Raw genomic sequence first — 11,811 nt, 5'->3', positions numbered from 1 at the left:
CGAACTCGGTCAACCCTATTTTGCCCGTTGATACTTCACGTACGCGTGAACAAGCGAGAACAGACCGATTACAAACAACACAGCGCCAACCTGCCTGTAGGGTGTAAGTACGAGGAGGAGCGCGCCTATGCTACCGGACGTGATACCGATCTTCACCAGCAAAAACACACTCCAGAACGCTTTCTTGATCTCGGACGGGGCGTTCGACCCGTCCGGAATCTCGGGTGTCAGATTCTCCTCGGCATCCAGGACATCGAAATCCAGTTCGTCCTCGGGGTTGGCATCGTTGGGCTCGATTTCAAGCGGGTCGTCGAGGTTCACTGCCAACAGGTTGGAGATACAAAGTAAAAAAGTCGCCGTCCGAGACCGCCGGCGGATGGAGGGTTAGCTGAATTGAGGCGCTAAGCCCCTTCCTCAGCGAGCGCCGACCGAATGGGAGGCGCGAGCAGGGAGGGGATACAGCGTTCACACCTGGTTGTCGAGTTTGACTGTTCGTGTCGCCTCTACCCACGCGAGCGGATTGTCGGCATCGAAGAAAACGACGCCCTCGTCCGTCTCGTAGCGCTCGACCGTTTCGACACCACCCGCTCGTTCCGTCGTGCTATCCTGCCAGCCGGTTGTTGCGTGGTCGGAGACGTTCTTCATCTCTACAACCTTGTTATGTGTTACCACGTTATATGCTTTGTTGCTGCGGCCATACTGGCTCCGGACGATACCACCGACCGTATTTTAATAGTTCAGACAGCAAGTACTGGTATGACACGACGGAGCGTGCTGTTCTCGCCGGGTGATCGGCCCGAGATGCTTTGGACGGCAGCGAACTCGGCCGCCGATGTCATCGTATTCGATCTGGAAGATGCCGTCCCGCCGGATCGAAAAGCCGCCGCCAGAGAAACCGTCGTCGATATCCTTACTGATCCGGAGTTTGATCCGGCATGTGAAGTTCTCGTTCGGGTAAACGAACTACCGGGGGGCGAAGACGATCTCGATACTATTCTGATCGAGAACATACGTCTCGACGGACTGGTTCTCCCGAAAGTCAACGAGGTAGAGGATGTTGACGGGTTTGTGAGCGCAATCCGGGCTCACGGGAGCGAGTTACCAGTGTTCGCGCTCGTCGAGACGGCTGCTGGTGTCTTACACGCTGAGTCTATCGCCACAGTCGAGGCGACCGACGCTCTCGTGTTTGGGGCGGAAGACCTGACGGCGGATATCGGTGCAACACGAACCAGTTCCGGTGACGAAATTATGTATGCACGTCAGCACGTCGTCCTTGCAGCCCGCACAGCAGGTATCGACGCGATCGATACACTCTGTACCGCAGTCGACGACGAGGACCGCATTCGTGCGGACGCAAACCACGGTGCAACGCTTGGATACGACGGGAAGTTAGCGATCCATCCCACCCAGATCGATCCGATTCACGAGGCGTTCGTTCCGGGCGATGACGAGATTAAATGGGCGCGTCGCGTCCTTGCAGCCAGTGAACATCACGACGGTGTCTTCAAGGTCGATGGAGAGATGATCGACCAGCCGTTGATTCGTCGTGCCGAACGGATCAAGGACCGTGCCGGACGGCACTTCCACGAACAGTGACTACACTGACCGTTCGTTCGATTCGTAGCTTGAAACGTCCTCTATCGTCTATGCACTGTGGTCATGCGTGAACTAGTACTGAGCAGGATTCATTTTGCGTTCACTTTTACGACATCTATCACGTTCTATATTTACGTTTAAACAGTCATTGGACTTGTTTAATGCCTTTCAGTCTCTTTGAATATCGCTACACTTAAACTACCGGTGAGAAAAAGCTCGGGTATGTCTGATGGTGTCAATCCGTTCGAAAGCCTGCAAGAACAGATCGATGATGCTGGAGCGTTCATCGATATCGATGACGACGTCCTTGCACGGCTCAAACAGCCCGAGCGTGTACTGGAGACGAACCTTTCCGTCGAGATGGACGACGGTTCCATCGAGACGTTCACTGCGTTTCGCTCCCAGTTCAACGGCGACCGTGGGCCGTACAAAGGCGGTATTCGATACCATCCAAACGTCACCCGGGACGAGGTCAAGGCGCTCTCCGGGTGGATGGTGTACAAGTGTGCGACCGTTGGAATACCATTCGGTGGCGGTAAAGGCGGCATTATCATCGATCCGTCAGAGTACTCCGAATCCGAACTCGAGCGGATCACGCGGTCGTTCGCCCGCGAACTCCGACCGATGATCGGGGAGGATCTGGATATCCCCGCACCGGACGTCAACACCGGTCAGCGGGAGATGAACTGGATCAAAGACACCTACGAGACGCTCGAAAACACGACCGAACCCGGCGTCATCACCGGCAAGGACATCTCCAGCGGCGGGAGTGAAGGGCGCGTCGAGGCGACCGGTCGATCGACCGTCGTCGCGGCCCGTGAGGCGTTTGACTATCTGGACAAGGACCTCGACGGCGCTACCGTCGCCGTGCAAGGCTACGGAAACGCCGGCTGGATCGCCGCAAAACTCATCGACGAGATGGGCGCATCTGTCGTCGCCGTCAGCGACTCCAGTGGCGGTATCTACAACGCCGAGGGCTTCGATCCCGTCGCCGCAAAGGACCACAAAAACGAGACCGGTAGCGTTGTCGGGTTCGGGGACGCCGATGAAGAGCTCACGAACGACGAGCTCCTGACGCTCGATGTCGACTTGCTGATTCCAGCCGCGCTGGAAAACGCCATCGACGAATCCATCGCCCGAGATATCAAAGCGGATGTCATCTCCGAAGCAGCGAACGGCCCCATCACTCCACAGGGCGATGCCGTTCTCGAAAACAAAGACGTCATCGTAGTCCCGGACATTCTGGCGAACGCTGGTGGCGTCACCGTCAGCTACTTCGAGTGGGTCCAGAACCGCCAGCGATTCTACTGGTCCGAAGAGCGCGTCAACGAGCAGCTAGATGAGATCATCGTCGACTCGTTCGACACGCTCATCGAGGCATACGAGGACCACGACCTGCCAAGCCTTCGCGTTGCGGCCTATGTCGTCTCGATCCAGCGCGTCGCTACCGCCTTCGAGGAAGGCGGCGTCTGGCCCTGAGAAAGGATCTATTGTAGGCGCTCTACCGTTTCTACGAGTGGATGTCGTGCGTAATCGACCACTTCGACATCGTCGAGTCCATCGAGCTCATCGTTCTCCGCTGTCTGTTGCATACCCAGGTCGAGCATCTGATCGATGACGATAACGTAGGCGTCCATCTCTTCGACCCCGAGTTGATCGGCTGCAAGGACGCGGTGATGCCCGTCTGCCAGTAGATACTCTCCACCATTGTCGATGACGACCAGCGGTTCCGCCAGCCCGTGTTCCAGTTCGTACTGTCGTCCTTTTAGCTCGTCTGCATAGACCTTCGATTGGGTTGGCATGAGGTTTCCCAACGGGACCGTCCGTCGTTCTTGACGGAGTTTGACACCATGAATGTTCTCCAGGGTTCTGAGCAACTTGCCGACCTTCTCGGGAGTCGCTCGTTCGATCTGGCTGCGAATCACATCCGTATTACTGATAATTCCGACGAGATGTCCCGCGTCGTCGACGACCGGCAACTTCTGAATCCCCGATCGCAAGATTACGCGAGCGGCATCCGTGACCTTCATGTCCGGGTGGGCGACGATCAGGTCGGTCGTCATCACCTGAAAGATCGGCGTGGAGTCCTCTACCAACAACAGGTCACGCGCGCTAACAAAGCCCTCAACACGTCTGCGTTCACAGACCGGGAACCCATTATGCTCGTCAGTGCCGGCTATCTTCCGGGCCACTTCCGCGACGGTATCGTCCGGTGCAACCGTCTCCACGTCCCGGGTCATGTACTCTCTGACCTGTGCCGATCCACTGACTCCGCTCACGTCCATACTACACTATGGAGTCACGAGCGACAAAAACTCTGTCTTGGAACTACCGGTCCCCGGTCGGGGAGGTGCTATTAGCGGAAAGCAGCGGAAACTCGAACTCCGAGACCTCGTCAACGTACTCGTCGGGCAGGTCGAAGGGGCGCTCGTGTAAGGCCTCGAAAAAACGGTCTCTGACGACGTCCTCGACGACTGACTCTCTCGTCTCGTCGGTATCTTCGACGGCCCCGAGTACGCCAATTGGAATCTGGGCTCCCGCCATATCCGAATGGCCCCCGGCGCTGCCAATTCGGTTGAACGCCTGTCGCAAGGTCTCACCGAGATCAAGTCCGCCGCCGCGTGATCGGGCCGAGACGTAAATCGTATCATCGATAACCCCCCAGACAAGCGTCGCGGAGACGCCGTCCATCTCGAGCAACTGATCTGACGCCTGGGCAAGTGAGTCACGATCCGATATTTCGCCGACGCTCGTCGTCAGTATCGATCCGTCGATTTGCCGGTTCTCGATGGCCCGTGCAACGGTATCAAGTGTCTCTCCGGACACGCTTGGCGATTCGACTCGTTCGAGCAGGGACGTATTGGCGTGTTCGATCAACTCACTTGCCGCCCGGAAGTCGAGGTCTGATACTTCACGCTCGAAGTCGTCGGTATCGATGCGAATGCCATACAGCAATGCGCTTGCAACTGTCTCGTCGAGATCCAGATCGAACTGCGAAAAATAATCGGCCAGCAAGGTACACGTTGCCCCAGCATCGCTACGAATATCGACGAATCGGCCGTCGACCGGACCTCGAGGTGGATGATGATCGATGACAATATCGATCGCCAGTTCTTTCGGAAGCTGATCGTTGATACCCGGCCTGCTGTGATCGACGAGTGCGAATCCCGAAAACTCGCCCAGTTCCCCCGGATCGTCGGGGTCTAGCTGGCGAAGGTCGATATCGAGCAAGTTCACCATCGCCTGGTTTTCCTGGTGGTTTATACTACCATAATGACATGGGACGGCATCGACCCCGACATGCTCCGCCAGGCGAGTGAGCGCTACTGCACTCCCGATCGCGTCCGGATCCGGATTGTCGTGGGTGATCACGGCGAGTCGCCCGTCGATGCTCTGTAACGTCGATCGCAATCGACGCGAGCGCGTCGCTTCCGGACCCGTAACGAACCTGAGCACGTGACCTGCGAGTTCTGTGCTCGGCTCTATCAGACGGTCCGTGAGTTCACGCAGCGTCGACAGTTCGCCCTCGGTTGGACCTGTTCCGGAATACGCGAGGAAAAAGGCATTGGGATAGACGTCGCGTGCTGTCTTCGCCATCTGGACGTTGCGCTTTGGGTCGTCATCGGCAATGATGACAACGTCGGCAGTCGCTTTTACCTCCGCGAGCAACTCGGGGTCCGTCGGATCTCCTTCCGTCACACTTCTATCCGAATCCCGAAGCGCATCGATGCGATCTGGATCGTCCGCGATTACCTGTAGACAGCCATCCTTCCCGGCGATACGGCTGGCCAGTGTCTGGCCGACCGTCCCACAGCCCAGCAGTAGCCGGGAAACCATACCGATCTATACCGATCCGTCGGAGTAAAAGCTACCGTCTTCGATCCGTGGAAACAACGTCAGACGCGGGCGGAGAACGCCCGAGTTGCCGATCTCAGGCCAACAGCGACGCGGCGGCGTTGACGGCCGTGTCAGCGACGGGACCGAAAGCCGCAAGCAGCGCAACCGTGACGACGGCCGCGGTGATGATAGCGACGTACAGCCCAGTTGGCGTGTCCGGGAGCGAAAGGTCGTCGGCCGGCTTTTCGAGCCACATGGCCTTCATCAGCTTTGCGTAGTAGTACAGCGAGAGCGCGCTGGCGGCCGCACCGATCGCGGCGAGCCAGACGAAGCCGTTGTTCACTGCACCCGCAAAGAGGACGTACTTGCTCCAGAAGCCACCGCCGAGGGGCAATCCAGCGAGGTTCACAAGGAACACCGACATCGCGACCGAGGCGATCGGTGCCTGCGTCGCGAGGCCGTTGAAATCCTCGAAGGTGCGTCCGATCTCCCAGTGCTCGGTCATCGCCAGGAACAGGAACGCGCCGGTGTTCATGAAGCCGTAGACGAACAGGTGCATCATCGCACCGCCGAGCACGAGTTCGTTCGCGCCACCGGTGTTCGACAGCGCCGCGAGTCCGATCAGCGCGTAGCCAGCGTGTCCGATCGAAGAGTACGCCAGCATTCGCTTGACGTTGTTCTGGACTGCAGCGGCGAGGTTACCGAGGATCATCGTTACCACGGCCAGCACCTGGAAGACAATCATCCACTCGATACCCAGATCGACCATCGCCGCGATCGGGAACGCATCGACGAAGATGCGGAACGCGATCACGAACCCTGCGGCTTTCGACGCTGACGAGAGGAACGCGCTGATCGGTGCCGGTGCGCCCTCGTACGCTTCGGGTGCCCAGAAGTGGAACGGGACGGAGGCCGTCTTGTAGGCAACACCACCGATCATCAGCAGGATACCGATGCCGAGGATTCCCTCGTCGAGAACGTTGTCGAGTGAGCCCGCGATTTCGGGGATCAGCAGCGAGCCCGTTGCGGCGTAGACGAGGCTGATACCGTACAGGAAGATCGCCGAGGAGACCGCACCGATCAGGAAGTACTTCAGCCCCGCCTCGACGCTACTGCGGTTGTGCTTGAGGTACGCGACCAGCGCGTACGACGGCAGGCTCGCGAGCTCGAGCGCGATGAAGACGGTGACGAGGCTGTTTGCCATCGCCATCGTGACCATCCCGGTCGCCGCGAGCAACACCAGCGAGTAGTACTCGCCACGGTGGTGCAGATCGTCGACGTAATCGTAACTACCGATCAGCACCAGAGAAGTGACGCTGAGGACCACGAAGGTGATAAACAGCGCCATCTCGTCGACGACGAGCGCAGACTCGAACAGCAGGAACTGCGTCTCGCCGACGCCGTCGAGCAGATACCACGCAGTGAACGCGAGCGCGACCAAGGTCCCGCCCACCGCGGTCCCCGCAATCAACTCGTGACTCGTCGAGTCGGGATCGATACTATCGATTACGAACGCCAGTAACGCCGTTGCTGCGAGGATCAGTAGCGGTGCGAGCGCCTCGTAGGTAGTCACGTCGAGTACGCCGAATTCAGCCATTAGCTATCACCTCCGGGAAGGATCGGGTCGACCGCATCGGTGATCATCTCGAAGATCAGGTCCGGCGCGACGCCGAGCAGGATGATCAGGCCGAGCAGGACGAACAGCGGCAGGACATCGTGGATCGGTGCACGCTCGACCTCGTACTCCGTATCGAGGTGGTACGGTCCAAAGAGCGTGCGCTGCATGGCGTACAGCAGGTAGCCCGCAACGATGACGATCCCGAACATCGCCAGCGCCGTGAACAGCGGCGCGAGCGAGCCGATAGCGTCGACCGCGCCAAAGGAGCCGAGGAAGATGAAGAACTCGGCTGCAAAGCCGCTCATCAGCGGTAGCCCCATGTAGCCGAACGCACCGGCGATGAAGATACCGACGACGACCGGCATCTTATCAGCCATACCGGACATGTCGGTGACCATCCGCGTGTGCGTAGCGTTGTAGATGACGCCGACCGCCATGAACATCAGCCCGGAGATCAGCCCGTGGCTGATCATCTGGAAGGTCGCGCCACCGACACCGTAGACGGTGTACGCGATCAGGCCGAGGATCACATAGCCCATCGAGGACACCGAGGAGTACGCGACGATACGCTTGAGGTCCTGCTGGGCGAGCGCGAGCATCGCGCCGTAGATCACCGAGACCACGGCGAAGACCGCGATCAGGACCGCGAAGTCAGTCGCGACGTCCGGTAGCATCGTGAAGTTGAACCGGAGCAGGGCGTAGGTGCCCATCTTCAGCAGGACGCCAGCCAGCAGCACCGACACCGGCGTCGGCGCTTCGACGTGAGCGTCGGGCAGCCACGTGTGGACCGGAACGACGGGCACCTTCACCGCGAACCCGGCGAACATTGCGAAGAATGCGAAGACCTTCAGGGTGTTCGCATCGATCCACGGCGCGGCGTCGGGTTCAGCGCCGTCCAGTACGAGCGCCTGTGCGGTATCGGCGAGGTTGAACGTGTCCAGCCCGAGGCCGAAGACGAGCGCCACGAAGCCGATGAACATCACCAGCGACGCGACGTTGGTGTAGATGAACATCTTGATCGCGGCGTACTTGCGGCGGGAGCCGCCCCAGACGCCGATCAGGAAGTACATCGGGATCAGTACGGCCTCCCAGAAGACGAACCAGAGGAAGAAATCGAGCGCAGCGAAGACGCCGATCAACGCCGCCTCCAGGAACAGGACGAGCCCGTAGAACTGGGACTGACGTTCGTCGATCGGCGTCCACGCGCTGACGATGGCGAGCGATGTCAGGATCGTCGTCAGGACGACCAGCGGTAGGCTGATCCCGTCCAGGCCGACGTGCCAGTCGATCGTGTAGAGTCCACCGAGCTCGATCCACGTCTCACGCGTGTAGAAGGCGATGTCCGCGGGATCGGCCAGCAGGGCGTTGCCGCTCGCATCGAACGCGCTGTACATCCAGAGGCTCCCGACAACCGGCAACAGACTGACGCCGAAGGCCAGTTTACCAGCGTACTTGTTCGGGGCCGCGAGCACGGCCAGCGAGCCGATCAGACAGACTGCAATGAGCGCTTCAATCATCATAGTAACCACCCTCCGTGGAGTCCGAAGGCAACGAGAAGCAAGACGAGTGCCAGAGCAAGCATCGCTGCGTACTCAGTGACGACACCGGTCTGGACGCGCCGGATGCGGTCGCCGCCGAAGAGACTTACGCTCCCCGAACTGTTGACGACTCCGTCGATGACGCTCTGGTCGAACGTGTTTGCAGCACGGGCGACGGGCATGGTCACACGCTCGGCAAGTGCGACCTGGAACTCGTCGAGGTAGTAGTTGCTGTACAGGACGTCGCGTACCGATCCGAGGTTCTCGACGTGAGGTTCGGGCCGGGGGACGTTGTACAGGTAGTAGGCGAGTCCGGCACCGGCGAGCGCGAGACCGAGCGCGAGCGCACCGGCGATCAGGACGGTGACCTGCTCGGAGTCTGCAATGAGCGTCGTATCGAGGTCTGCGGCTGCGGTGTAGGCGTCGTATGTCAGCGCCTCGAAGCCGCCGATCGAACTGCCTTCGGTGCCCCCGTTGAGCCAGTCGGCGAGGAACGTCGTGTTGTCGACACCCGGGACTAGCTTCTCGACCGGTGCGAGGTTGGCGACGCCAGCGACTGTTGCCAGTCCACCGAGCGTGATCAACGGCATCTTGACGCTCCAGCCAACCGGATGGGGATCCTCCGCGTGGTCCGAGCGTGGTTCACCGTGGAAGGTGAGGAAGACCATCCGGAAGGTGTAGAAGCCGGTAAAGAACACTGCCGTCAACCCCATCGCGTACGCAAGCAGGAAGACGGGGTCGTTCAGGCCGAGAATGACCGCATCGTAGAGGATCTCGTCCTTCGACCAGAAGCCCGAGAACGGGATGATCCCTGCGAGCGCGAGCGCGCCCGCGAGGAACGTATAGTAGGTGACGGGCGCTTTGTCTTTGAGACCGCCCATCTTCCACATATCCTGTTCGTGATGCATCAGAATGATGACTGCACCCGCACCGAGGAACAGCAGCGCCTTGAAGAAGGCGTGGTTCATCAGGTGGAAGACGCCAGCGACGTACCCGCCAACGCCCAGCCCGAGCATCATGTACCCGTACTGGCTGATCGTCGAGTACGCAAGTACCTGCTTGACGTCGTTTTTCACACAGCCCATCGTCGCCGCGAACAGGGCTGTAAAGGCCCCGACGAAGGCGACGATTCCGAGCGCGGTTGGACTGAGCGCGTAGAAGCCGAACATCCGTGCAACGAGGTAGACACCGGCTGCGACCATCGTCGCGGCGTGGATGAGCGCGGATACCGTTGTCGGACCTTCCATTGCGTCAGGCAACCAGGTGTGCAGCGGGAACTGTGCGGACTTGCCGATCACACCACCGAGCACAAGCAGTGCAAGCCCGGTGATCCACTGGCTCTCGCTGAGTCCACCAGGGGTCCAGAAGTCGCCCGCTTCCGCGACTGAGACAAATGACTCCATGCCGCCTGCGGAGACGAACTGTGAGGTGCCGAAGGTCGCGATGATCCCGACCACACCGATGAGGAAGAAGTAGTCCCCAAAGCGGGTCACCAGGAACGCCTTCTTGGCGGCGCTTGGCGCGCTCTCGGTACGGAACCAGAAGCCGATCAGCAGATACGAACAGAGACCGACGAGCTCGAAGAACATAAACGCCATCAGCAAGTTGTCCGCGTAGACGAACGCGAGCATGCTGAATGTAAAGAGGCCGAGCTCGGCGTAGTACCGAGGTAGGCCGGTCTCGCCCTCGGCGTTCATGTAGCCGAGACTGAAGATATGAACGAGGAAGGCGACCAGCGACACGATCACGAGCATCAGGGCCGAGAGGGGATCGATCAGGATCCCGAAGGTCAACTCGACCGGCGCGGAGTCGGTCCACACCCAGTACGTTTCCTGATGCTGTTGCCCGCCAGCGACAGCGACCAGCGCCCAGATCGACAGGAGCAAGGAGCCTCCGGTGGCGACGATTCCACCGATCGCACCCTTCTTGGGCATATACTTGCCCGCGGTGAGCGCGAGCAGGAACGATACGAGGGGAAGCAACGCGATCGCCGGTGAAAGTTCGAATATCGCCATCTATTACCACCTCATCGTTGTTGCGTTCTCGACGTCCAGATCGCCGTAGTTCCGGACCAGTACCAGGATAATTCCGATTCCGATCGCGACTTCGGCGGCCGCCAGCCCGATCGCGAACAGTGCGAACACCTGCCCGGTGACGTTCCCGTAAAAGAATGCGAACGCAATGAGGTTGATGTTCGCTGCATTAAGCATGAGCTCGACGGAGATGAGAAACATGATCGCGTTCCGGCGAGTCAGGACGCCGAACAGTCCGATACAGAACATCCCTGCCGAGAGGAGGAGATAGAACTCGATTGGGACCGTCATTCGTCACCACCTTTTCGTCGGTCGTTCCCGTCGGGACGGAGATCCGCCATGTCCTCGTCTTCACGACGGGCCAGCATGATCGATCCATCGAGTGCCGCGTCGAGTGCGAACGCGATCAGAATGAACGCCGCGAGGAATCCTTCGGTTGGTACCGTTCCATTAGCATCCGTGATATCCAGTAGGGAAAAGCCGATGCTTTCGATCACCGATGCATCCCCGAACCCAGCCGGTTCGCCGATCGATGCAGTGAGGAAGACGGCAGCCATCACGCCAAACAGTGCGACGGCGATGACGCCCGGCAGCAGATGCCGGCCGATACGGAAGCTTGAGCTACTCATGAATGCCCCCCGTAACCGTGTTCCGGCGCTCAGCTACCATGCTGAGTCACCCCCTCAGTTCTTTCGTCGCCACGTGTCAGCATCACGCCGAACGTGATGAGGACCAGAACCCCGCCGATGTAGACGAGTATCTGGATCACTGCAAGGAACTCCGCTTGCAGCATCACGTAGTGCGCCGCGACGCTGGTCAGCGCGACGCCGAGCAGAAGTGCGGCGTGCCAGACGTCCCGTGCCAGCACGGCCCCGGCGCTGCTCGCCAGCGTAACGAATGCAAACAGCGCGAACGCGATGTATTCAAGTGCCATTAGTATCCCTTCTACGTGGATACCCTTTGAAGATTTCGAGACTGTTCCGTCAGAGCGACGTATTTGCCGACTGGTTTATATACGACAGATCAATACGTGGGATGGGTTACCATGACACTACTCTCGGAACGCTTACAACCGCGCTGGATATGTAGGGGATCTAGCAGTAGATTGACAATACTCGCACGGTGTGTAAACTCCGACGCTCGTTGCTGTCGGAGATCATTACTCCGCAGAGAACTGTGTTGGCTCACC

General features: G+C 59.4%; 12 protein-coding genes. 2 read left to right on the top strand and 10 right to left on the bottom strand.

Annotation, left to right across the window (positions count from 1 at the left end; all coding sequences use genetic code 11):
- Positions 1 to 15: 15 nt before the first annotated feature.
- Together AArcS_RS10030 and AArcS_RS10025 are read right to left on the bottom strand one after the other, a co-directional pair.
- Entirely contained in the window at positions 16 to 321 is a 306-nt protein-coding gene (locus tag AArcS_RS10030; RefSeq protein ID WP_238477280.1) for a DUF7322 domain-containing protein, read from the bottom strand.
- 144 nt (positions 322 to 465) lie between these two features.
- The gene (locus AArcS_RS10025) at positions 466 to 645 is read right to left on the bottom strand and encodes a DUF7331 family protein (protein ID WP_238477279.1); all 180 of its coding nucleotides are present in this window, start codon (positions 643 to 645) and stop codon (positions 466 to 468) included.
- 111 nt (positions 646 to 756) lie between these two features.
- On the opposite strand from AArcS_RS10025, the gene AArcS_RS10020 reads away from it, so the two are divergent.
- Positions 757 to 1,596 (top strand): HpcH/HpaI aldolase/citrate lyase family protein, encoded by an 840-nt coding sequence (locus AArcS_RS10020; protein ID WP_238477278.1) that lies wholly within the window; start codon positions 757 to 759, stop codon positions 1,594 to 1,596.
- A 222-nt stretch (positions 1,597 to 1,818) separates the two neighbouring features.
- On the top strand, positions 1,819 to 3,075 hold the full coding sequence (locus AArcS_RS10015) for a Glu/Leu/Phe/Val family dehydrogenase (RefSeq protein WP_238477277.1): 1,257 nt from the start codon (positions 1,819 to 1,821) through the stop codon (positions 3,073 to 3,075).
- Between the two features lie 8 nt (positions 3,076 to 3,083).
- On the opposite strand, the gene AArcS_RS10010 is transcribed toward AArcS_RS10015, so the two are convergent.
- The 8 genes from AArcS_RS10010 to AArcS_RS09975 all read right to left on the bottom strand — a co-directional run bounded on the left by AArcS_RS10010 (position 3,084) and on the right by AArcS_RS09975 (position 11,556).
- A complete protein-coding gene (locus AArcS_RS10010) occupies positions 3,084 to 3,881 on the bottom strand; it encodes a CBS domain-containing ParB/RepB/Spo0J family partition protein (RefSeq protein ID WP_238477276.1) in 798 nt (265 codons plus the stop codon).
- A gap of 43 nt (positions 3,882 to 3,924) precedes the next feature.
- Positions 3,925 to 5,433 (bottom strand): DHH family phosphoesterase, encoded by a 1,509-nt coding sequence (locus AArcS_RS10005; RefSeq protein ID WP_238477275.1) that lies wholly within the window; start codon positions 5,431 to 5,433, stop codon positions 3,925 to 3,927.
- Positions 5,434 to 5,527: 94 nt separating this feature from the next.
- Positions 5,528 to 7,030, bottom strand: coding sequence for an NADH-quinone oxidoreductase subunit N (locus AArcS_RS10000; RefSeq protein WP_238477274.1), 1,503 nt, complete (start codon positions 7,028 to 7,030; stop codon positions 5,528 to 5,530).
- Positions 7,030 to 8,571, bottom strand: coding sequence for a complex I subunit 4 family protein (locus AArcS_RS09995; RefSeq protein WP_238477273.1), 1,542 nt, complete (start codon positions 8,569 to 8,571; stop codon positions 7,030 to 7,032). Before AArcS_RS09995 ends, AArcS_RS10000 begins: the two co-directional genes overlap by 1 nt.
- Positions 8,568 to 10,604, bottom strand: coding sequence for an NADH-quinone oxidoreductase subunit L (nuoL, locus tag AArcS_RS09990; RefSeq protein ID WP_238477272.1), 2,037 nt, complete (start codon positions 10,602 to 10,604; stop codon positions 8,568 to 8,570). Before nuoL ends, AArcS_RS09995 begins: the two co-directional genes overlap by 4 nt.
- A 3-nt stretch (positions 10,605 to 10,607) precedes the next feature.
- Positions 10,608 to 10,913 (bottom strand): NADH-quinone oxidoreductase subunit NuoK, encoded by a 306-nt coding sequence (gene nuoK, locus AArcS_RS09985; protein ID WP_238477271.1) that lies wholly within the window; start codon positions 10,911 to 10,913, stop codon positions 10,608 to 10,610.
- The gene (locus tag AArcS_RS09980) at positions 10,910 to 11,251 is read right to left on the bottom strand and encodes a proton-conducting membrane transporter (protein ID WP_238477270.1); all 342 of its coding nucleotides are present in this window, start codon (positions 11,249 to 11,251) and stop codon (positions 10,910 to 10,912) included. The genes nuoK and AArcS_RS09980 overlap by 4 nt, the downstream gene beginning before the upstream one ends.
- Positions 11,252 to 11,280: 29 nt before the next feature.
- A complete protein-coding gene (locus AArcS_RS09975) occupies positions 11,281 to 11,556 on the bottom strand; it encodes an NADH-quinone oxidoreductase subunit J (protein ID WP_238477269.1) in 276 nt (91 codons plus the stop codon).
- Positions 11,557 to 11,811 lie beyond the last annotated feature (255 nt).

Origin of the sequence: Natranaeroarchaeum sulfidigenes (assembly GCF_017094485.1) — an archaeon.
GTDB lineage: Archaea > Halobacteriota > Halobacteria > Halobacteriales > Natronoarchaeaceae > Natranaeroarchaeum > Natranaeroarchaeum sulfidigenes.
The sequence above is the reverse complement of the archived record's forward strand: the minus strand, read 5'-3'. Positions and strand labels throughout refer to the sequence as shown.

Excerpts from the sequence above, each read along its gene's own strand:
- AArcS_RS10025 (WP_238477279.1), bottom strand. The coding sequence starts at position 645 with ATGAAGAACGTCTCCGACCACGCAACAACCGGCTGGCAGGATAGCACG.
- AArcS_RS10020 (WP_238477278.1), top strand. The coding sequence starts at position 757 with ATGACACGACGGAGCGTGCTGTTCTCGCCGGGTGATCGGCCCGAGATG.
- AArcS_RS10015 (WP_238477277.1), top strand. The coding sequence starts at position 1,819 with ATGTCTGATGGTGTCAATCCGTTCGAAAGCCTGCAAGAACAGATCGAT.
- AArcS_RS10010 (WP_238477276.1), bottom strand. The coding sequence starts at position 3,881 with ATGGACGTGAGCGGAGTCAGTGGATCGGCACAGGTCAGAGAGTACATG.
- AArcS_RS10005 (WP_238477275.1), bottom strand. The coding sequence starts at position 5,433 with ATGGTTTCCCGGCTACTGCTGGGCTGTGGGACGGTCGGCCAGACACTG.
- AArcS_RS10000 (WP_238477274.1), bottom strand. The coding sequence starts at position 7,030 with ATGGCTGAATTCGGCGTACTCGACGTGACTACCTACGAGGCGCTCGCA.
- AArcS_RS09995 (WP_238477273.1), bottom strand. The coding sequence starts at position 8,571 with ATGATGATTGAAGCGCTCATTGCAGTCTGTCTGATCGGCTCGCTGGCC.
- nuoL (WP_238477272.1), bottom strand. The coding sequence starts at position 10,604 with ATGGCGATATTCGAACTTTCACCGGCGATCGCGTTGCTTCCCCTCGTA.
- nuoK (WP_238477271.1), bottom strand. The coding sequence starts at position 10,913 with ATGACGGTCCCAATCGAGTTCTATCTCCTCCTCTCGGCAGGGATGTTC.
- AArcS_RS09980 (WP_238477270.1), bottom strand. The coding sequence starts at position 11,251 with ATGAGTAGCTCAAGCTTCCGTATCGGCCGGCATCTGCTGCCGGGCGTC.
- AArcS_RS09975 (WP_238477269.1), bottom strand. The coding sequence starts at position 11,556 with ATGGCACTTGAATACATCGCGTTCGCGCTGTTTGCATTCGTTACGCTG.